At 63.9% G+C, this 19,638-nt stretch carries 18 protein-coding genes; 11 read left to right on the forward strand and 7 right to left on the reverse strand.

Annotated elements, in window-relative coordinates:
- Positions 1-162: 162 nt before the first annotated feature.
- Positions 163-672, forward strand: a complete 510-nt coding sequence (locus tag E7813_RS08485) for an OsmC family protein (protein WP_291572771.1) — start codon at positions 163-165, stop codon at positions 670-672.
- A gap of 125 nt (positions 673-797) precedes the next feature.
- A complete protein-coding gene (locus E7813_RS08490) occupies positions 798-1,592 on the forward strand; it encodes a hypothetical protein (protein ID WP_291572772.1) in 795 nt (264 codons plus the stop codon).
- Positions 1,593-1,595: 3 nt separating this feature from the next.
- Here E7813_RS08490 and mutS read toward each other — a convergent pair whose 3' ends face one another.
- Positions 1,596-4,358 carry a DNA mismatch repair protein MutS gene (gene mutS / locus E7813_RS08495; RefSeq protein ID WP_291572774.1) on the reverse strand — a complete coding sequence of 921 codons (2,763 nt, stop codon included), beginning with the start codon at positions 4,356-4,358 and terminating at the stop codon, positions 1,596-1,598.
- 204 nt (positions 4,359-4,562) lie between these two features.
- Between mutS and pcaF the strand changes: the two genes are divergently transcribed.
- The 3 genes from pcaF (at position 4,563) to pcaG (ending at position 7,201) form a co-directional block, all read left to right on the forward strand.
- Positions 4,563-5,771 carry a 3-oxoadipyl-CoA thiolase gene (gene pcaF, locus E7813_RS08500; protein WP_291572776.1) on the forward strand — a complete coding sequence of 403 codons (1,209 nt, stop codon included), beginning with the start codon at positions 4,563-4,565 and terminating at the stop codon, positions 5,769-5,771.
- A 123-nt stretch (positions 5,772-5,894) separates the two neighbouring features.
- A complete protein-coding gene (pcaH, locus tag E7813_RS08505) occupies positions 5,895-6,596 on the forward strand; it encodes a protocatechuate 3,4-dioxygenase subunit beta (protein ID WP_291572778.1) in 702 nt (233 codons plus the stop codon).
- 14 nt (positions 6,597-6,610) lie between these two features.
- Positions 6,611-7,201, forward strand: coding sequence for a protocatechuate 3,4-dioxygenase subunit alpha (gene pcaG / locus E7813_RS08510; RefSeq protein ID WP_291572801.1), 591 nt, complete (start codon positions 6,611-6,613; stop codon positions 7,199-7,201).
- Positions 7,202-7,308: 107 nt separating this feature from the next.
- Here pcaG and E7813_RS08515 read toward each other — a convergent pair whose 3' ends face one another.
- From E7813_RS08515 to E7813_RS08525, 3 genes are read right to left on the reverse strand one after another with little or no spacing between them, the layout of a single operon-like run.
- A complete protein-coding gene (locus E7813_RS08515; protein WP_291572780.1) occupies positions 7,309-8,868 on the reverse strand; it encodes an MDR family MFS transporter in 1,560 nt (519 codons plus the stop codon).
- A 6-nt stretch (positions 8,869-8,874) separates the two neighbouring features.
- Positions 8,875-10,038: an HlyD family secretion protein gene (locus tag E7813_RS08520; protein ID WP_291572782.1), complete on the reverse strand. Its 1,164-nt coding sequence runs from the start codon at positions 10,036-10,038 to the stop codon at positions 8,875-8,877.
- Entirely contained in the window at positions 10,031-10,513 is a 483-nt protein-coding gene (locus E7813_RS08525; protein WP_291572784.1) for a MarR family transcriptional regulator, read from the reverse strand. Before E7813_RS08525 ends, E7813_RS08520 begins: the two co-directional genes overlap by 8 nt.
- Positions 10,514-10,695: 182 nt before the next feature.
- On the opposite strand from E7813_RS08525, the gene E7813_RS08530 reads away from it, so the two are divergent.
- The 5 genes from E7813_RS08530 (at position 10,696) to E7813_RS08550 (ending at position 15,879) form a co-directional block, all read left to right on the forward strand.
- Positions 10,696-11,187, forward strand: coding sequence for a transcriptional repressor (locus tag E7813_RS08530; protein WP_291572786.1), 492 nt, complete (start codon positions 10,696-10,698; stop codon positions 11,185-11,187).
- A 31-nt stretch (positions 11,188-11,218) separates the two neighbouring features.
- Entirely contained in the window at positions 11,219-12,175 is a 957-nt protein-coding gene (locus E7813_RS08535; protein WP_291572788.1) for a DMT family transporter, read from the forward strand.
- A 13-nt stretch (positions 12,176-12,188) separates the two neighbouring features.
- The gene (gene ispG, locus E7813_RS08540; protein WP_291572790.1) at positions 12,189-13,481 is read left to right on the forward strand and encodes a flavodoxin-dependent (E)-4-hydroxy-3-methylbut-2-enyl-diphosphate synthase; all 1,293 of its coding nucleotides are present in this window, start codon (positions 12,189-12,191) and stop codon (positions 13,479-13,481) included.
- A gap of 148 nt (positions 13,482-13,629) precedes the next feature.
- Complete coding sequence (locus E7813_RS08545) at positions 13,630-14,511, forward strand: TauD/TfdA family dioxygenase (RefSeq protein ID WP_291572792.1); 882 nt, start codon at positions 13,630-13,632, stop codon at positions 14,509-14,511.
- A 27-nt stretch (positions 14,512-14,538) separates the two neighbouring features.
- Positions 14,539-15,879 (forward strand): Rieske 2Fe-2S domain-containing protein, encoded by a 1,341-nt coding sequence (locus E7813_RS08550; protein WP_291572794.1) that lies wholly within the window; start codon positions 14,539-14,541, stop codon positions 15,877-15,879.
- A gap of 38 nt (positions 15,880-15,917) precedes the next feature.
- On the opposite strand, the gene E7813_RS08555 is transcribed toward E7813_RS08550, so the two are convergent.
- From E7813_RS08555 to E7813_RS08565, 3 genes are all read right to left on the reverse strand, one after another.
- Positions 15,918-17,525, reverse strand: a complete 1,608-nt coding sequence (locus tag E7813_RS08555; protein ID WP_291572795.1) for a Na+/H+ antiporter — start codon at positions 17,523-17,525, stop codon at positions 15,918-15,920.
- A gap of 62 nt (positions 17,526-17,587) precedes the next feature.
- Entirely contained in the window at positions 17,588-17,962 is a 375-nt protein-coding gene (locus E7813_RS08560; RefSeq protein ID WP_291572797.1) for a nuclear transport factor 2 family protein, read from the reverse strand.
- A gap of 76 nt (positions 17,963-18,038) precedes the next feature.
- A complete protein-coding gene (locus E7813_RS08565; RefSeq protein ID WP_291572799.1) occupies positions 18,039-19,088 on the reverse strand; it encodes a zinc-binding dehydrogenase in 1,050 nt (349 codons plus the stop codon).
- 221 nt (positions 19,089-19,309) lie between these two features.
- Between E7813_RS08565 and E7813_RS08570 the strand changes: the two genes are divergently transcribed.
- The coding region (locus E7813_RS08570; RefSeq protein ID WP_291572803.1) for a caspase family protein at positions 19,310-19,638 on the forward strand (329 nt) is incomplete at its 3' end.

The raw sequence follows: 19,638 nt of genomic DNA on the forward strand, positions 1-19,638 counted from the left end.
AAGGTCGCTCTCATCGCCGGCGATAGCGAAAGCATAGTTTCTCATCGTCGGCCTCCTTAACTTATTGAGATAAAAAGAATTTCTTATGCGGGGGATGCGGCCGTGACATCCGCGCGCCGATCCCCTACATCCGACACGTATTCATCTCCCGGAGAGAAGAAGATGGACGCCGCCGAACTCCGCGCCACCCAGGCCCCGATCAAGGATCGCTACAAGACCGATCCCAAGGCCGCGATGATCACGCTGAAAGCCAGGGGCTCGATCGAAAATGAAGGCATCGCCTGCAAGGTCGAAACCGGCCGCGCCTTGGCCGTGGCCGGGCTGCACCCGGCGACCGGCGGTTCCGGGCTTGAACTGTGTTCCGGCGACATGTTGCTGGAAGCGCTGGTCGCCTGTGCCGGCGTCACCTTGAAGTCGGTGGCGACCGCCATCGAGGTGCCGCTGAAGAGCGGCATCGTCACCGCCGAGGGCGATCTCGATTTCCGCGGCACGCTCGGTGTCGACAAGGAGGCACCGGTCGGTTTTGCGGAAATTCGCCTGCGCTTCGACATCGACACACCGGCGCCGCAGGACAAGCTCGATCTGCTGCTGAAACTCACCGAGCGCTATTGCGTGGTCTATCAGACCATCAGGAACGGCCCCAAGGTTTCGGTGACGATGCAGCGGGTGTGAGTTTGGTGACACTAACCACCATGCCGTCACCCTGAGGTGCGAGCCAAGCGAGCCTCGGAGGGCGACATTGCCCATCCTTCGAGGCCCGCGCGTCGCGCGGGCACCTCAGGATGACGACAATCGCCTTGTCCCCCCAACTCGTCTTCATCCTGACGCTCGCGTTGCGCATGGCGATCACGGCCGCGTTCGTGGTGTCGGCGTCCGTGATTACCGAGCGTTCGGGGCCGGTGATCGGCGCGCTGGTCGCGACCTTGCCGATTTCGGCGGGGCCTTCCTATGTGTTTCTGGGGCTCGATCACGATGCGGCCTTCGTCGCCGAAGGCGCGCTCGCGAGTCTGCCGATCAATGCCGTGACGGTCTTTCTCGGGCTGGCTTATGTCCTGCTGGCGCAGCGCCGCAGCGCGCTGGTCAGTTGGGCAGGTGCCGCTGCGGTCTGGATCGTTCTGGCGCTGGCAGTGCAGACCGTTCACTGGTCGCTGGCCGGCGGCCTGCTCGCGAATGCCGTTGCCTTTGCTGTGTGCGTGCCGACGCTGCGGCGTTTCCGTCACGTCAAGATGCCGCTGGTCACGCGCCGCTGGTACGATATCCCGTTGCGCGCATTGCTGGTTGCCACGCTGGTGGCAACCGTCGTTACCCTGTCGGGCTGGGTCGGCCCGAAGATCAGCGGCATCATCGCGCTGTTTCCAGTGGTGTTCAGCAGCATGATGTTGATTTTGCATCCACGCATTGGCGGACCGCCGACCGCCGCGGTGATCGCCAACAGCGCCGGAGGATTGATGGGATTGGGCATCGCGATTGCGGTGCTGCATGTTGCCGCATTGCGCTTCGGTTCAGCGGTCGGGCTCAGCCTGGCGCTGATGACCTGCGTGAGCTGGAATCTCGGGCTGTGGTGGAACGGGCGGCGGAAGCTTGTGCGCTGACGGTTACCGCTTCGGCAGTTTCGCCTTCAACGCATAGAGCGCCTCCAGCGCGTCGCGCGGCGACATCTCGTCGGGGTGCAGCGCCTTTAATGCCTCGATCAACTGTTCGGCTTCGCTTGGCGGCGCCGGCTCGGCGGCGGCGCGAGAGGGCACCGCGAACAGCGGCAGGTCGTCAGCCAGCGCGCGTGCGGTCTGGCCGCGGTCTTGCGCCTCGAGTTTTGCCAGCACCGCTTTGGCGCGTGCGATCACCGGCGCAGGCAGCCCCGCAAGCTTCGCCACCTGGATGCCGTAGGAGCGGTCGGCCGAGCCCGGCAACACTTCGTGCAGGAATACGACGTCGCCCTGCCATTCCTTGACCCGGACCGTGGCGTTGAACAGCCGCGGCAGCCTGGCCGAGAGCGCGGTCAGTTCATGATAGTGCGTGGCGAACAGCGTACGGCAGCGATTGGCCTCATGCAGATGCTCGATCGCCGCCCACGCAATCGACAGGCCGTCGAAGGTCGCGGTACCCCGTCCGATCTCGTCGAGGATAACCAGCGACCGTTCGCCGGCCTGATTGAGGATAACAGCGGTTTCCACCATCTCGACCATGAAGGTCGAGCGTCCGCGCGCCAGGTCGTCGGCCGCACCCACCCGCGAGAACAGCCGGTCGATGATGCCGATCCGCGCCCGCGACGCCGGCACGAAGCTGCCGATCTGGGCCATCAGCGCGATCAGCGCGTTCTGGCGCAGGAAGGTCGATTTGCCCGCCATGTTGGGGCCGGTGATCAGCCAGATCTGGCCAGCTCCTACCCCTCCCTCCCCCGCTTGCGGGGGAGGGTAGGGAGGGGGTACCGGCGACAGGTCGCAGGCGTTGGCGATGAAGGGGTGGCCGTCGCGCCGGAGCGCCTGCTCGACCACCGGATGCCGGCCGCCCTCGATGGCAAAGCTGAGCGAATTGTCGACCTCGGGCCGCACATAATTATCGTCGGCCGCGAGCTTCGCCAGCGCGGTCGAAACGTCCAGCAGCGCGAATGCATGCGCCGCCGCGCGCAGATCGTCGCTGGCGGCAAGCACCATGGCGCTGAGCCGCTCGAAGATTTCCAGCTCCAGTCCGAGCGCACGGTCGCCGGCATTGGCGATTCTGGCCTCGATCTCGCCGAGTTCCGATGTGGTGAACCGGATCTGCCCGGCCAGCGTCTGGCGATGGATGAAGGTCGCGTTGAGCGGCGGCGCCATCAGTTTGTCGCCGTGCTGCGCCGTCACCTCGACGAAATAGCCGAGCACATTGTTGTGACGGATCTTGAGGCCCTTGACGCCGGTATCGTCGGCGTAGCGCGCCTGCATCGCTGCGACGACGAGGCGCGAGGCGTCGCGCAGATTGCGGGTCTCGTCGAGTGCTGCCTCATAGCCTTCGCGTACGAACCCGCCGTCGCGCTTCATCAGCGGCAATTGTTCCGCCAGCGCGCGTTCGAATTCGCGGGCAAGATCCCGTGACGGACGCCGCAACGCTTCCATGACCGCGGCGATTTCCTGCGGCGGATCATCGAGCTGCGCAAGCCGCGCCAGCGCGGAATCGGCGGCGAGGATGCCGTCGCGCAATCCTGCAAGATCGCGCGGACCGCCGCGTCCGACCGACAATCGCGCCAGCGCGCGCGACATGTCGGGCGCGGCGCGCAGCGTGGTCCGGATGTCGTCGCGGGCCGCGGTGTCCGCAACGAAGATCGCGATCGCATCAAGCCGCCGCGCAATCGCAGTGCTGTCGGTGAGTGGTGCCGCCAGCCGTTGCGCCAGCAGACGCGAACCAGCCGCGGTCACGGTGCAATCGATGGCGTCGAGCAATGATCCGCGCCGCTCGCCGGCGAGCGTGCGCGTCAATTCGAGATTGGCGCGGGTGGCAGGATCGATCGCCATGGTGGTGCCGGCGGCCTCGCGCGAAGGCGGCGACAGCGGCGGGCGTTTGCCCACTTGCGTTCGATCGATGTAGGTCACGGCGGCGGCGGCAGCGGTGGCTTCCAGCCGCGACATCGCGCTGAGGCCGTCCATGGTGGCGACCGCGAAATAATCGCACAGCCGCCGTTCGGCGGTGGCGCTGTCGAAGAAATCGCGGGTCAGCGGCGTCACCGCCGGCAACTCGCGCAACAGCGGTCCCAGATCGGCGTCGCCATACAACGCGTCGGTGACGATCACTTCGTTGGGATTGATCCGCGACAGCGTGGCCGCCAACTCGCCGGTCGAGCATTCGGTGACGATGAATTCGGAGGTGGAAATGTCGATCCAGGAAAGCCCGATGCGATCGCCGCCCGACGAGCCACGCGCGCGTGCGATCGCAAGCAGGTAATTGTTGGTCTTCGCATCCAGCAGCGTGTCTTCGGTGAGCGTGCCCGGCGTCACCAGCCGCACCACGTCGCGGCGAACCACGCTTTTGTTGCCGCGTGCCCGCGCCGCGGCGGGGACTTCCATCTGCTCGCATACCGCGACGCGGTGACCTGAGGCGATCAGGCGATGCAGATAGTCGTCGGAGCGTTCCACCGGCACGCCGCACATCGGGATGTCGACGCCCTGATGCTTGCCGCGCTTGGTGAGCATGATGCCGAGGGCGCGCGAGGCGATCTCGGCGTCCTCGAAGAACAACTCGTAGAAGTCCCCCATCCGGTAGAACAGCAACAGGCCGGGATTGGCGGCCTTTATTTCCAGGTATTGTTCCATCATCGGCGTGACCCGCGCCGCCGTCTCGGCGGCGTGCTGAGCCTCTGATGGTGGGGGAAAGGATTGCTGGATCGTCATCGCCGCGCAAACTACAAAATTTTGGCCCGCGATCCTATCGGTTTGCCGCCGCATTGCAGGTTTTCCACGTTCTCGGCTGCACCTCCCCCGCAAGCGGGAGAGGGGCGATAGAGCGGGAATTGACCTGCCGCGAAGGCGCTCCTAAAACTCGCCATCAATTCCGGCGTTGAGGCGCGGGTGACGGCATTCTCAGGGAGAGATTCGATGGGTGATGTGTTTGTGTGCGACGCCGTACGAACCCCGATTGGGCGCTTCGGCGGCTCGCTGGCCAAGGTCCGCGCCGACGACCTGGCGGCGGCCCCGATCAAGGCGCTGATGGCGCGCAACCCCAAGCTCGACTGGGCCGCGGTCGATGAGGTCTATTTCGGCTGCGCCAACCAGGCCGGCGAGGATAACCGCAACGTGGCGCGCATGGCGCTGCTGTTGGCGGGATTGCCGGAGTCGATCCCAGGCCTGACGCTCAATCGGCTCTGCGCTTCCGGCCTCGATGCCGTCGGTGCCGCGGGACGCGCGATCCGCGCCGGCGAGATCGACCTTGCCGTCGCCGGCGGCGTTGAATCGATGACGCGCGCGCCGTTCGTGATGGGCAAGGCGCCCGAAGCGTTTTCGCGCTCGGCCGATCTCTACGACACCACCATCGGCTGGCGCTTCATCAATCCCCTGATGAAGGCGCAATACGGCGTCGACGCCATGCCGGAAACCGGCGAGAACGTCGCCGAGGAGTTCCAGGTGTCGCGCGCCGATCAGGACGCGTTCGCGATCCGCTCGCAGCAGCGCGCCGGGAAAGCGATCGCATCGGGCTATTTCGCCGAGGAAATCACCCCGATCTCGGTGCCCGGCGGCAAGGCCGGACCCATCACGGTCGACAAGGACGAGCATCCGCGTCCCGAAACCACGCTCGAAGGCCTGGCAAAACTGAAGCCGATCGTGCGCAACCCCGGCACCGTGACGGCCGGCAATGCGTCGGGAATCAATGATGGCGCCGCGGCGATGATTCTGGCCTCCGAGGCCGCGGTGAAGAAGCACGGGCTGACGCCGCGGGCGCGGATCCTGGGACTGGCCTCGGCCGCGGTGCCGCCGCGCATCATGGGGATCGGCCCGGTGCCGGCGACGCGCAAGCTGATGGAACGGCTGGGACTCAAGATCAGCGATTTCGATTTGATCGAGCTCAATGAAGCCTTCGCCAGTCAGGGCATAGCCTGCCTGCGCCAACTGGGCGTCAAGGACGATGCCGACTTCGTCAACCCGCATGGTGGCGCCATCGCGCTCGGCCATCCGCTCGGCATGAGCGGGGCGCGCCTCGCCATGACCGCGGTGCACGGCATGGAGAAGCGCGGCGGCAAGCGCGCGCTCGCTACCATGTGCGTCGGCGTCGGCCAGGGCGTCGCGATGGCGATCGAGAAGGTGAACTAGATCCGATCCTCATCCTGAGCAGCGGCCTCTTGGCCGCGTCTTGAAGGATGGCGGCAAATTTCATGGTTCGAGACGGCGCTGAAGCGGCGCCTCCTCATCATGAGGCAGAAGGCTGGAGTCCGCATGACCCTCAATTATCCCATTGCCAGCAACGCCGCGCATCCGGCGCGTCTGTCGCCGGCCTACCGCAGCACGATCAAGCGCTCGCCGCAGAGGCCGCTGATCATCATGCGCCATACGCTGTCGGAACTGACCGGGCCGGTCTATGGCCACGAGACGGTGCGCGAGAACGATGCCGACCTCACCATCCAGCACACCGGCGAGCCGCTCGGCGAGCGCATCATCGTCCATGGCCATGTGCGGGACGAAGACGGCCGCGGCGTCCCGAACACGCTGGTCGAGATCTGGCAGGCCAATGCCTGCGGCCGCTATATCCACGTGGTCGATCAGCATCCGGCGCCGCTCGATCCCAATTTTACCGGGGCGGGCCGTGCGCAAACCGATGCCGAGGGCTATTACAGGTTCGTCACCGTTAAGCCCGGCGCCTATCCCTGGGGCAACCATCACAACGCCTGGCGCCCGGCCCATATCCACTTCTCGGTATTCGGCCATGCCTTCATCGCGCGGCTGGTGACGCAGATGTATTTCCCCGACGATCCCTTGTTCGAATTCGATCCGATCTTCAATTCGGTGCCGGACGAGAAAGCGCGGATGCGGATGGTCTCATCCTTCGATCTGGAAAACACCCAGCCGGAATGGGCGCTGTGCTACCGCTTCAACATTGTGCTGCGCGGTCGCGGCGCCACGCCGATGGAGACGAAATAGTGCCGGACGCCGATATCAAGGGCATCACGCCGTCGCAGACCGTCGGTCCGTTTTTCAAATATGGACTGACGCCGAACGGCGCCTATGACTGGAACGACGCCTTCACCAACAACCTCGTCACCCCGGACGCCTCGGGCGAGCGCATCCGGGTGGAAGGCCGGGTGTTCGACGGCGATGGCCAGCCGGTGCCGGATTGCATGCTGGAGATCTGGCAGGCCGACGCGCAGGGCCGCTTTGCCGATCCGCAGGACAAACGCGCGCTGCCGAATTCGACGTTCCGGGGTTTCGGCCGCTGCGGCACCGATCCGAACGGCGGATATGTGTTCGATACCATCCGGCCGGGCCAGGTGCCCGATCCTGACGGCAAGCCGCAGGCGCCGCATCTTTTGCTGGCGATTTTTGCGCGCGGCATGTTGCTGCAGCTCTACACGCGGATCTATCTCGACGGCGAGGCGGCGAACGTCGCCGACCCCATCCTGGCGCTGGTGCCGTCAGATCGCCGCGACACCCTGATCGCCAGACGCAAACCGGGCAGCGGCAACGCGGTCTATTGTCTCGACATTCATCTGCAGGGTGACAACGAGACCGTGTTTTTCGACGTGTGAGGTTCCTGTCATGGCCGGGCTTGACCCGGCCATCCATCTGTTTCGAAGAATGCTTGTTGTGAAGATTGATGGATACGCGGGTCCGCGTATGACAGGGAAGCGCCCCGTTACTCGATCACCGCATGCTCGGGCGCCAGCGACTGCTTGCGTAGTGCGACCTTGGTCGAGCCGATCATGATCGCGAGCGGGATTGCACACAGCGTGAAGATCATCACCATCTGGTAATCTTGCGAGAAAGCGATGATCTGCGCCTGCAGGCCGACCATCACATCCGCCATGGCGCGTCCGGCATCGCTGTTGAGGTCTATCATGCTGCGCACGTCAGGCATCTGCAGCGCATGGTTGAACGGATTGATGTGCTCGGACAACACCGCGTAAACCCGTCGTCCTCCTTCCGTCAGTTCCGCGATGACAACTGAGATTCCGATCGAGCTGGCGACATTACGCATCAGGGTCAGCATCGAGGTGCCGTCGGTGCGCAAATGGTTGGGCAGCGTCAGGAACGCCACCGTGCTCAGCGGCACGAACACGAGCCCGAACCCGAAGCCTTGCAAGATACTGACGACGACGATCGACGGCACGTCGGTCTGATCGGTCCACCCGGTCATGTAGAACAGCGACAGGCAGGTCAGGCTGAGGCCGCTGACGATCAATGTGCGCGCCTCGATATACCGCATCATCCGGCCGACCAGCATCATCGCGACAAAGGTGCCGCAGCCGCGTGTCGCCAGCAGCAGGCCCGCGGTGATGATCGGATAGCCGATCACGTTCTGCAAGAACGGCGACGACACCGCCATGGTCGAGAACAGCACCAGCCCCATCACCGCCATGAACACGCAGCCGCCGACAAAATTCCGGTCCTTGAAGATCGCAAACTGGATGAACGGCTTCGCGGTCGTAAGCGAATGGGCAAAGAAATAATAGAAACCGACGATCGAGACGATCAATTCGGCGATAATCTCGTTCGATTCAAACCAGCCGAGCTGTTCGCCGCGATCAAGTGCGATCTGCAAGGCGCCGATGCCGACCGCGAGCGCGGAGAATCCGAACCAGTCGAAGCGCAGTTCGAGATTCTTTTTGGTCTCGTCCATGAAGACCAGCAGGCCGAGCACCGTGAAAATGCCGAATGGCAGGTTGACGAAGAACACCCAGTGCCAGGAATAGGTTTCCGTGAGCCAGGCGCCGAGCGAAGGCCCCATGATGGGCCCCATCATCACGCCCATGCCCCAGATCGACATTGCCTTGGCGCGCTCATGCAGCGCGTAGGAATCCAGCATCACCGCCTGCGACAGCGGCACCAGGGCGGCGCCGAACATGCCCTGCATCAGGCGGAACAGCACCATCTGGTTGATGTCCTGGGCCACGCCGCACAGCACCGAAGCGACCGTAAAGCCGCCCGAACACAGGATGAAGATGCGCTTGCGGCCGAAGCGGTTGGCGATCCAGCCCACCGGCGCGGTCATGATCGCGGCGGCGACGATATAGGAGGTCAACACCCAGTTGATCTGGTCTTGCGAGGCCGACAGGCTGCCCTGCATGTAAGGCAGCGCGACGTTGGCGATGGTGGTGTCCAGCGCCTGCATGATAGTCGCCGTCATGGCGCAAATCGTCACCATGTTCCGGCGCAGGCCGGGAACGGCAATCGGTGCTGCTGCCGTCGTCGCCATGTTCGATCAGTCCTGGTTCGCCACCGCCGGCGAGAAGCCGAGCAGGGCCGCAAGCGAACGGCGATGGCCGGTGTCGATCGTGGTATAGGCGCTCATGCCGGCTTTCAGCTTCTGCACATACCTGTCGTTGCTGTCGAAATAGATCCGCACCGGCACGCGCTGGACCACCTTGACGAAATTCCCGGTGGCGTTCTGCGGCGGCAGGATGGCGAACTGCGCCCCGGTACCGGGACTCAATGAGCCGACAGTGCCCTTGAAGGCATGGTCCGGGAAGGCATCGACGTCGATGGTGACTGGTTGCCCTACCGCCACGTAGGTGAAGTCCGATTCCTTCGGGTTGGCGTCGACCCAGGGCTTGGCGGTGTCGATGATGGAGAATACCGGCGTGCCGGCGACGACGAAGCGGCCGAGCTGGATCTGGTCGACCTGGGTCGCAACGCCGTTTATCGGCGCGCGCATCACGGTGTGGTCGAGATTGCGCTCGGCCTGCGCGAGCGCGGCCTTGGCCAGAGCATAGGGCGGAAATTGGTCGAGCGGCAAATCGGGGTTGCCGAGCAACTGGGTTTTCGCGTTGGAAAGCTGCTGCTTGAGGTATTGCAGCTGCGCGCTCGCGGTGACCAGGGCTGTTCCCGCATTGTCGAGATCGAGCTGCGAGCCGAAATTGCTCTTGGCCAGCGTCGCCTTGCGATCGACGTCGCGCTGTTTCAGGTCGACGCCCTGCTGCGCAAGGTCCTGCATCTGGCCGTAGATCTTGATGTTTGCCGCCAGGTTGTCATAGGTCGTCTGGGCCTGGTCGAGCGTGGCCTTGGCCTGCCGCTCGGCGAGTTGAAACGGCACCGGGTCGATCTCGAACAGCACGTCGCCTTCGTTGACCTGCTGGCCTTCGCGAACCACGACCTTTTCGATCTTGCCGGAAATGTCGGGCGTGATCAGAACCTTTTGGGCGCCGACATAGGCGTCGTCGGTGGTGACGTAGCGGCCGCCATTGAGATAGAAGACCAGCCCGGCGATCAGCGCCATCAGCGGCAGCACCACCAGCAGAAGCACGCGACGGTAACGCCGCATCCCGGCCATCAACCGGCGGCGCGGTTCGGCGGCAATTTTCACCCTCGGCTTCGCCGGCGGATTGCCCTTCTGCTCGGGCGGGAACTTGAGGATCGGATCAGCCATAACGCTGCTCCTTCCTTGGCGGCTCACCGGCCGGGTTCTGGATCGCGTTGCGCACGTTTTCCTTGATCGCTTCCAGCTGGGTGAGCAGGCGGTGGGCGTCGGCCGGATTGATGCCCTCGAGCGCGGTGGCCGTCAGTTCCGAACGCAACCCGCTCAACTTGCCGAGCAGCGGGCGCGCGGCCTTGCGCAGATAGAGCCGGTTGACGCGGCGGTCGGTTTCGTCGCCGCGGCGCTCGATCCAGCCGGCGTCGCAGAGACGGTCGATCAGCCGCGTCAGGGTAATCGGCTGCATTTCCATCTGTTCGGCGAGTTCCGACTGCTTCAGCCCCTCGGTGCGTTCCACCTTGGCCAGTACCGCCCATTGCGCGCGGGTAATGCCGTAGCGCGCGGCCTGCTTGTCGGCATAAAGCCGCACCAGCCGCTGCAATTCGCCAAGCGTGAACAGGAAGTTCATATCCACCGAACCGCGGGGCATCCGCGTCGTCTCCATAGGCCGTGGCCTCATAAGCTTTTGATATAATAAGCTAGCTTATGAATATAACATGGCAACTTTTAGGAAGGCTGCCCCGCTGACAGCACATGGCTTGGTCGGGTGGGACACCGAAACCCCCCGGCGGCATTGGGAATTGCCGGTCAAAATGCTACAGACGGCCGCAAATGACCCTGACCAAACCGGCATTTCCCGCACCCGACCATGATCACGACCGCTGCGCCGCGGACGCACTGCAACATGCCGAGGGGGTTTGCGCGCGGCGGGCGCAGAAATTCACCCCGATCCGCCGCCAGGTGCTGCAGGCGCTGTTGTCCAGCCATCGTCCGCTCGGCGCCTATGAGGTGATCGATGAACTCGCGAAATCGATGCCGCGGCCGGCGCCGATCACGGTCTATCGCGCGCTCGATTTCCTGATGGAAAATGGTCTCGTTCATCGCATCGAAAGCCGCAACGCGTATCTCGCCTGCGCACACGACCATGATGCAGCCGCCATGGTGGCGTTTCTGATCTGCGAGCGCTGCGGCTCGGTCGGCGAGATTCCGGCAGCGCCGGTGGCGCAGAGCCTGAACGCCGCGGCGCGCGCGACCGGCTTTGTGCCGAAATTGTCGGTCGTCGAGATCACCGGCGTTTGCACGCATTGTCAGGCCGCCGGATAACAACACGGCGACAAGCCGGGTACGGGGATCGATGTCATCAAATGAGTTGCCGATAAATTCGGCCGGGCGTCCGCTCAGCCCGGGCGCCGTCGCATTGATGCTGATGCTGTGCCTGAGCTGGGGTTTTAATCAGATCGCGGTGAAACTGGCGCTGCCCGACATTCCGCCGATGCTGCAGGCCACGATCCGCTCCGCGGGGGCGCTGCTTGTGTTGCTGCTGATCGCGCGGCTGCGAGGCGTGAAAATCTTCGTTGCCGACGGCACGCTGGGCGCCGGCCTGTTTGCGGGCCTCTTGTTCGGGCTTGAATTCGTTTCGATCTTTCGCGGCCTGTTATTGACGTCCGCGTCGCGCGCGGTGGTGTTTCTCTATACCGCGCCGTTTTTTGTGGCGCTGGGTTCCTATCAGTTTCTCGGCGAACGGCTGAGTGCATTGCAATGGGGCGGGCTGGCTTTGAGCTTCGCGGGCGTGGCGCTGGCGATCGGGGTTCCCCAGGCTGATGTTGATGCCAGCGTGCTGCTCGGCGACCTTTTGATCGTCGTCGGCGGCGCGTTGTGGGCGGCGACCACGTTGCTGGTAAAGGCCACCCGCCTGCTGCAGGCCCCGCCGGAAAAGGCGCTGGGATACCAGGTGGCCGTGTCCGTCCCGATTCTGGCGTTTGCTGCCTGGATTTCCGGCGAAACCCTAACTCGGGTTCCCGGGCCGCTGGCGCTGTCGCTGATGGCCTATCAGGCGATCTGGGTGGTCGGATTGACCTTTCTGTTGTGGTTTACGCTGGTCAAAACCTATTCCGCCAGCAAATTGTCGGCTTTTACCTTCATCACCCCTTTGTTTGGCGTGGTGGCTAGCTATTTCATCATGCACGACACACTGACCCCGGTGTTCGGGGCGGCGGCTCTGCTGGTGATTGCAGGGCTTTATCTGGTTAATCGGCCGAGCCCGGTGGTCCCGGTTCCCACTGATCCATTGCTGAATGTCACAGAAACCTGATATTTGAGACCCCATGAACAAGCCCGAAAAACCCCCGTTGGACGACGTCGCCGGCCCCTGCGCCCGGCATCAAACCACCCAGGTCATGGTCGGCAACATCGCCGTCGGTGGCAGTGCGCCGATCGTGGTGCAGTCGATGACCAATACCGACACCGCCGATATCGAGGGCACCATCGCCCAGGTGGCGGCGCTGGCGCGCGCTGGCTCCGAACTGGTGCGCATCACGGTCGATCGTGAAGAAGCCGCCGCCGCCGTGCCGCATATCCGCGATGGCCTGCGCAAGCACGGCATCACCACGCCCTTGATCGGCGATTTCCATTACATCGGCCACAAGCTGCTGGCGGATTATCCGGCCTGCGCCGAAGCGCTCGACAAATACCGCATCAATCCGGGCAACGTCGGCTTCAAGAACAAGCGCGATACGCAATTCGCCGACATCATCGAGATCGCCAACAAGAACAATAAGCCGGTGCGGATCGGCGCCAATTGGGGTTCGCTGGATCAGGAACTGCTGACCAAGCTGATGGACGAAAACGCGCTGCTCGCATCACCGAAGGATGTCCGCGCGGTGACCCGTGAGGCGATGGTGCAGTCGGCGTTATTGTCGGCCGCGCGCGCGCAAGAACTCGGCATGCCCAAGAACAAGATGATTCTGTCCGCAAAAGTCTCCGCGGTGCAGGACCTGATCGCGGTCTACCAGACGCTGGCCGAACGTTCGGATTACGCCATCCATCTCGGCCTCACCGAGGCCGGCATGGGATCCAAGGGCATCGTGGCCTCGTCGGCTGCGCTCGGCATCCTGCTGCAGCAGGGCATCGGCGACACCGTGCGGATTTCGCTGACGCCGGAGCCCGGCGGCGATCGCACGCTGGAAGTCCAGGTCGCGCAGGAACTGCTGCAGACCATGGGCTTTCGCACCTTCGTGCCGCTGGTAGCGGCGTGCCCCGGCTGCGGCCGCACCACTTCGACCACGTTCCAGGAACTGGCACGCAGCATCCAGGATTTCATCCGCGACGAGATGCCGAACTGGAAGACGCGCTATCCGGGTGTCGAATCCCTCAACGTCGCGATCATGGGCTGCATCGTCAACGGTCCCGGCGAATCCAAACATGCCGACATCGGCATTTCCTTGCCCGGCACCGGCGAGACTCCGGCAGCCCCCGTGTTCGTCGACGGCAAGAAGTTCCGCACCTTGCGCGGTCCGAACATTTCGACGGAATTCCAGGCGATGGTGATCGACTATATCGACCAGCGCTATGGGTCGGGCAGCAAGGTTCCGGCTGGCCCGGCGTCGGCCGCGGAGTAGGTCGCACGTCCACGCCTGAGGCGTGTTCAGCGATAAGCTTCGCGAATCCGGGACAGTTTGCATAAGAGAATTCAGCCGGTTCTGGATTGCGCTTCGCTCCATCCGGGCTACGATGGCTGCCAACCAGAAATCGCCGGAGGATTCCCCCATGTCGTCACTCGCCAGCAAGCAAGGTCCGCGCTATCGCCAGACGGCCGGCGAGGAAGAACCTTATGAGACCATCGGCGTCGAGAAGCTCACGCCGGTGATCGGTGCGGAAATCTCCGGCGTCGATCTTGCCAGCACCCTCTCCAACCGGACCATGGATGAGATCCACCGCGCGCTCGCCGAGAACCTCGTGATCTTCTTCCGCGATCAGCACATCACCCCGCAGCAGCATCTCGCCTTCGGGCGCCAGTTCGGCGAGTTGCACATCCATCCGGCGGCTCCCCACGAGCCGGGCGAGCCGGCGCTGATGAAGATCTATGCCGACAAGGATTCGCCGCGCGTCAATGGCGAGGGCTGGCATTCCGACGTCTCCTGTGACGAAGAGCCGCCGATGGGCTCGATCCTCCAGATCAAGCAGTGCCCGCCGAGCGGGGGCGACACCCTGTTCGCCAATATGTACGCGGCCTATGACGCGCTGTCGGATCGGATGAAGACCTATCTCCACGGGCTCACCGCGCTGCATGACGGCGAGCCCGCCTATCGCGGGCTGTACGCCAATTACGGCGTTGCCGACCGGCCGTCCTATCCGCACGCCGAGCATCCGGTGGTGCGCACCCATCCGGTGACCGGCAAGAAGGCGCTCTATGTCAACAGCGGCTTCACCCGCCATATCAACGGCATCCCCCGCGACGAGAGCGACGCGATCCTCGGCTATCTCTACAGGCACATGGAAAACCCGCTGTTCCAGTGCCGCTTTCGCTGGACCGAGAATGCCATCGCGTTCTGGGACAACCGCTGTGCCCAGCACCGCGCACTGTGGGACTACTGGCCGCATACGCGTTCCGGCACGCGGGTGACGGTGAAGGGCGAACGGCCGGTGTGAGGGCGCGATAGCTCTGGAGGGCACCCCATGCTCCGCGCAGAGGACAATCAATTCCTGACCGAAAGCGGTGCGGGCACGCCGATGGGCGAGTTGCTGCGCCGGTTCTGGCTGCCGGTTCTGCTCTGCGAGGAATTGCCGGAAGCCGACGGGCCGCCGAAGAAGATCGTGGTGATGGGCGAGGAGTTGCTGGCGTTTCGCGACTCCCGAGGCGTGGTCGGCGTCATCGACCAGTATTGCCCGCACCGCGGCGCCAACCTATGGCTCGGCCGCAACGAGGAATGCGGTATCCGCTGCGTCTATCACGGCTGGAAGTTCGATACCGACGGCCGCTGCGTCGACATGCCGACCTCCTATCCCGATCTCAACGCCAAGGACCTGATCCGGATCAAATCCTATCCGGTGCGCGAATGGGGCGACATGATCTGGGCCTATATGGGCCCCGCGGACGCCATGCCCGAATTGCCGGCGCTGGAGATGGCGCTGGTGCCGGCCTCGCACCGCTACGTCACCAAGAAATGGCAGGACTGCAACTGGGCGCAGGCGATGGAAGGCTCGATCGATACCGCGCATTTCACCTTCGCGCATCTATCGTTCGAAAAGGAAGAGAACGAGATTCTGGATATCAAGAAGCACTTTGTGAACCCGCTGACGCGGGTCGCAACCGATCACATGAGATGGATCGCCGAAGACCCGCGACCGGTGATCAAGATCATTCCGCACGAGGCCGGGCTGACGGTCGCGGGCGGCCGGCTCACCGGCAGCGACAACATCTACTGGCGCATCGCCCAGTTCCTGATGCCGGTGCATGCCTATGCGCCGAGTTCGATGCCGGGCGAGAACATCTTCGGCCAGAGTTTTATCCCGGTGACCGATACCAACTGCTGGATCTACACCTATGCCTGGAATCCGGAGCGGCCGCTGACGCAGGCCGAGCGGGAGGGCTACGCCAACGGCAATGGCGTGATGTCGGTCGTCGACGAGAATTACGTGCCGCTGCGCAACAAGGCCAACGACTACCTGATCGACCGCAAGCTGCAGAAGACCAAAAGCTACACCGGCATCAAGGGCGTGTCCGAGCAGGATGCCGCGGTGCAGGACAGCCAGGGGCCGATCGCCGACCGCACCCGCGAGCACCTCGGTCCGACCGATCTCGGCATCATGCATTTCCGGAAACTAATGATGGAATGCGCCCGCGCGCTGCAGCAGGGCGAAGCGCCGGCGCACCTCGCGCACCAGGATCGCTACACGGTCCGCTCCGGCGGCTGGGTGACGCACAAGGCCAAGGATTTGCCCGCGGTGATGGTCGAGCGCTTCGGCCACGAGAACGGTTATGTCGGACGGGCCGGACGGGACGCGGCGGCGGAATAGGCATGTTTGCCGTTCCGGCAAAGCCGGACGACAAGCGGCTAAAGCGGTGTCCGCCGATACTCGCGGTTCGCGAGACTCGCTTCTTCCAGATCGAGGTCGCGTTCGATCCGCCGCCTGGTCTCATCTGTGATCTTGCCGTCGCGCAGTTGCAGGTGGATGAACTTCCGCTCCGCCGAAATCAGTTCCCGGGTCAGCGCGATCCCTGTCGCCGAGACATCGTGCTTGTCGGGATCGAGCGAGTCGGGCAGCTGGCTGATGCGGGTCTCGTGCCGCGCGCGCAGCAGCTTTATCACGTCATCCGGCAATTCGCGCTCGTCCGTGATGGTGTCGAGCGACGCCAGCGCGGCGGCGAGCGCCTCGCGCCGCGCCGAGATTTCCGATTCGTGCTCCGCTACGCTTTCGGCGCGACCTGCGTCGCCGATGCCGAGGCATCTCACCACGACAGGCAGTCCCAGCCCCAATCCGACCAGCGTGACGAAAATGACGCCGAAAGACACGAACAGAATGAGGTCGCGGTCGGGAAAGCCCTCGCCGTTCGGCAGCGCGAACGGAAGCGCCAGCGCCGCGGCCAATGAGACCGCACCGCGCACCCCGGTAAAGCCGATCACGAAGGTGGCGCGCCAGGTCGGCGCCGGATCGCGGATGCCGTGGCGATTGATCCACATCCGCGGCAAGTAGGTCGCGGGATAGACCCAGGCAAAGCGCGCCACAATGATGATGACGGTGACCAGCGCGGTCGCAGACAGAATATCGTCGAGCGGAAACGCCTTCGATTTTTCCAACAGCGAACGCATCTGGAATCCGGTCAACAGGAACAACAGGCCCTCGATCAGATAGATCACGAGGTCCCAGAAGAAGATGCCTTGCAGCCGGGTCGCCGCAGAGATCAGCCGCGGCCCGTTCCAACTGATATAGAGCCCGCAGGCGACGGTTGCGATGACGCCCGAGCCGCCGAAATGCTCGGGCACCCAATAGGCGATGTAAGGGGTGATCAGCGACAGCGTGATCTCTACCTGCGTGTCGTGCGCACGATGGCGCGCCCGCAAGCTGAGCCAGCCGACTGCCGCACCAAACAGAATCTCGCCGGCGACGATGGCGGCGAAGGTGCCCGCCGCCTTTGACAGTGAAAACATCCCGGTCGAAATCGCCACCACCGTGAAGCGATAGAGAATCAGCGCGGTGGCGTCGTTGGCCAGCCCTTCACCCTCGAGCACGACCAGGATTCGCCTGGGCAGTCCGAGCTTGCGGGCGATCGCCAACGGCGCCACCACGTCCGGCGGCGCGACGATGGCCCCCAGCAGGAAGCCGACGTTCCACGGCAGTCCGATCAGGTAGTGGGTCGCGGCGGCGACCGCGAGGGCGGTGAAGATCACGCAGCCGACCGCCAGCAGGATGATGGGACGCAGGTTCGATTTGAACTCGCGCCAGCTCATGGCGACGCTGGCCGAATAGATCAGCGGCGGCAACACCACCAGCAGCACCAGTTCCGGCGGCAATTCCAGCGACGGCATGCCCGGCACGAAAGCCAGGGCAATGCCGGCCAGCAACAACAGGATCGCGGGCGCGACATTAAGCCTGCGCGCCAACAGCGCCGTGCCCGCCAGCACGGCGAGCAGGATCAGAAATATCTGGAACCTGGCTTCCACGTTCCCGCAATCCTTCCGCCCCTCAATTGGCGCGGAAGGCGAGCGAGGTCAATGTTGCGGTATCATTCCTTCAAATCGTAGCGGTAGGATTTGGAAACGATCTGCCAGCCGTCGGCGAGTTTCATCGCCACCAGATAGTCGGTAAAATAGCGCGGCGGCAACTGGCATCGTACCTTGACGAAGGCGGTGGATTCGTCCGAACGGTCGATGGTCACGATGAAGTCCTGGCGCGGTTTGCCCTCGGCCTTGGCGGAGGGCCGCTTCCGGATCCAGCCCATCCAGTCCGGGACCGTGAGGATTTTCAACTCGCCCTTTTCCACCCAGCGCAGATCGGCGGAGGGATGGAAAACCGCGCCGATCTTGTCGGCATCGCCTTCGTAAAGCCCGTCGAAATAGTGCTGGACCACGGCTTCGACGGTGGAACGGTCGTAACTCATTTGCTGCTGCTCCCTGTTGAGTTGCTTGCCGGACAGTCGGCGTTGCGCATTCGGCGCACACCACGGAACGACGACGTCACATCAAAAACACGCCCTTGCCGTCGACCTGCTTGTCGAACAGCTTATAGGCTTCTTCCGCCTGGTCGATACCCCAGCGGTGGGTAAAGAGCTTGTCGACGTCGATGCCGCGCTCGACCGAAAACCGCGCACAGTCCGCCTGAATGATATTGGAGAAGGTCCATGACGCGACAAGCGTCAATTGCCGGCGCAGCAGATGCGGGCTGACATCGATATGGACGTCGCCGCCTTCGCCGACGAAGCACATCGTGCCCCACACCCTGGTGGAGCGGATCGCGTTCAATCGCGCGTCCGGGTTGCTCGACGTATCCAGCGTCAGATCCGCGTAGCGTCCATGGGTGAGTTCCCTGATGGCCGCGACCGGATCGTTCGAGCCGGGGTTGACCACCGCATCGGCGCCGAATGCCCCGGCGCGTTCCAGCCGCTGCGGGCTGATGTCGAGCGCGATCACCCTGGCGCCCATCGCCTTGGCGTATTGCGTGGCCGCCAGTCCCACCGGCCCCTGGCCGAAAATCGCGATGGTGTCATTGCCGGAAAGGTTCATGCGTCGCAGCGCGCTGTAGGCGGTGCCGGAGCCGCAGGCGATCGCCGCACCGGCCGAGAACGACAGCTCATCCGGCAGCGGCACCAGCGTGTTGGCGGGCACCCTCAGATATTGCGCGTGGCCGCCATGGGCGTTGTTGCCGTAGACCTTGACGGGGACTTCCTGGCAGAGCTGCTGCCAGCCGGCGCGGCAATGGTTGCACTGGGTGCAGCCCTGGTAATGATGCACCATCACGCGCTGGCCGACCCGCGCTTCCCTGGCATCGACGGCGCTGCCGACCGCGACCACGACGCCGCAGGGTTCGTGCTCGGCAATGACCGGACCGTCGTTCACCGGGATGCCGGTCGTCCGCGGCTGTCCTTTCGGGCGGCGGTACTGATGCAGGTCGCTGCCGCACATGCCGGACGCCTTCATCTCGATGACCACGTCATGGGCTTCGGGGGCTGGATCGGGGAACGTCATCAGTTCCAATCCGCGTTCGCCGGTAAACACAACGCCGCGCATCGCTTTCCTCCGCTTGTTCTTGTTTGCGGACCGATCTTGAACGGAAAAACGGGATTGGCAAGGCGCGAACCAAACGCCGGCCGGCGTCACTAACAATAAGGTTCCACCACCACAGTCGATGGTTCGGCTATATTGGTTCGGTTCGTGACCTGGCCCACAAAGCCGGCATTGGCTTGTGCTATGCAGGTGGTACAAAAGGACGTAGTTCCGGAGGCCTCACGATGGGTTCGCCTGGATATCCCCACTTGAGAGGATTCATTCTCGCAGCCGCGCTGCTGCTGGCGTGCCAGCCGGCTCTCGCCGAGAAACGGGTGGCGCTCGTGATCGGCAATTCCGCATATCAAAACGCGCCGCTGCTTGCAAATCCGGTCAATGACGAAACGGTGGTTGCCGCGACATTCAAGGCCGCCGGATTCGATTTCGTCGATTCGCGTCACGATCTTTCGGCCTTGGAGGTTCGGCGAGCGCTGCGCGACTTTTCCGACCATGCCCGCGATGCCGACATCGCGGTGATCTATTACGCCGGCCACGGCATCGAGGTGGACGGCAC

Source organism: Bradyrhizobium sp., from assembly GCF_004799405.1.
Lineage (GTDB): Bacteria > Pseudomonadota > Alphaproteobacteria > Rhizobiales > Xanthobacteraceae > Bradyrhizobium.

Bases quoted from the DNA above. Each gene is read 5' to 3' on its own strand.
- E7813_RS08485 (WP_291572771.1), top strand. From the start codon at position 163: ATGGACGCCGCCGAACTCCGCGCCACCCAGGCCCCGATCAAGGATCGC.
- mutS (WP_291572774.1), bottom strand. From the start codon at position 4,358: ATGACGATCCAGCAATCCTTTCCCCCACCATCAGAGGCTCAGCACGCC.
- pcaF (WP_291572776.1), top strand. From the start codon at position 4,563: ATGGGTGATGTGTTTGTGTGCGACGCCGTACGAACCCCGATTGGGCGC.
- pcaH (WP_291572778.1), top strand. From the start codon at position 5,895: ATGACCCTCAATTATCCCATTGCCAGCAACGCCGCGCATCCGGCGCGT.
- E7813_RS08515 (WP_291572780.1), bottom strand. From the start codon at position 8,868: ATGGCGACGACGGCAGCAGCACCGATTGCCGTTCCCGGCCTGCGCCGG.
- E7813_RS08520 (WP_291572782.1), bottom strand. From the start codon at position 10,038: ATGGCTGATCCGATCCTCAAGTTCCCGCCCGAGCAGAAGGGCAATCCG.
- E7813_RS08525 (WP_291572784.1), bottom strand. From the start codon at position 10,513: ATGCCCCGCGGTTCGGTGGATATGAACTTCCTGTTCACGCTTGGCGAA.
- E7813_RS08530 (WP_291572786.1), top strand. From the start codon at position 10,696: ATGACCCTGACCAAACCGGCATTTCCCGCACCCGACCATGATCACGAC.
- E7813_RS08535 (WP_291572788.1), top strand. From the start codon at position 11,219: ATGTCATCAAATGAGTTGCCGATAAATTCGGCCGGGCGTCCGCTCAGC.
- ispG (WP_291572790.1), top strand. From the start codon at position 12,189: ATGAACAAGCCCGAAAAACCCCCGTTGGACGACGTCGCCGGCCCCTGC.
- E7813_RS08545 (WP_291572792.1), top strand. From the start codon at position 13,630: ATGTCGTCACTCGCCAGCAAGCAAGGTCCGCGCTATCGCCAGACGGCC.
- E7813_RS08550 (WP_291572794.1), top strand. From the start codon at position 14,539: ATGCTCCGCGCAGAGGACAATCAATTCCTGACCGAAAGCGGTGCGGGC.
- E7813_RS08560 (WP_291572797.1), bottom strand. From the start codon at position 17,962: ATGAGTTACGACCGTTCCACCGTCGAAGCCGTGGTCCAGCACTATTTC.
- E7813_RS08565 (WP_291572799.1), bottom strand. From the start codon at position 19,088: ATGCGCGGCGTTGTGTTTACCGGCGAACGCGGATTGGAACTGATGACG.